General features: G+C 59.9%; 1 protein-coding gene. It reads left to right on the top strand.

Features of this window, described 5'->3' with window-relative positions:
• Window positions 1–237: 237 nt before the first annotated feature.
• The coding region (locus tag J0A65_RS25655) for a peptidogalycan biosysnthesis protein (protein ID WP_206597034.1) at window positions 238–489 on the top strand (252 nt) is incomplete at its 3' end.

Raw genomic sequence — 489 nt, 5'->3', positions numbered from 1 at the left:
ACCGCCATGTGAACGTTGTTCGGAGCATCCTTCGCCTGGCTCGCGTGAAACGGGTGGGTGATCGACTGCTGCGCGAGTGCGGCACCGCTACCGAGAAACATGGCGACGCCAAGGGCGAGAAGGGACTTTTGCATGGATGACTCCTTTGCAGAGCTGAAGGTTATAAAGGTTGGCCTTCTCATATTGCGGGCGCATTGTTAGAGATATATTGCAACCTCGCTTCTGGGATTCGTTGTCATGCCCGTCACCACCCTCGATTCACTTCACGCGCTCTCTGCCGACACTTGGGACGCCCTGCTGCCCGGTGCTCAGCCGTTTCTGCGGCATGCATTTCACAGCGCTCTCGAAGACAGCGGCAGTGTCGGGGGCGACAGTGGCTGGCAGCCGTCGCATCGTCTCTGGTGCGATGACCAGGGGCAGGTGAGGGCGGCGTTGCCGGCCTATCTGAAGCGGCATTCCTATGGCGAGTACGTGTTCGACCACGCCTGG

Origin of the sequence: Bowmanella yangjiangensis (assembly GCF_017255015.1) — a bacterium.
Taxonomy (GTDB): Bacteria; Pseudomonadota; Gammaproteobacteria; order Enterobacterales; family Alteromonadaceae; genus Bowmanella; species Bowmanella yangjiangensis.
The sequence above is the reverse complement of the archived record's forward strand: the minus strand, read 5'-3'. Positions and strand labels throughout refer to the sequence as shown.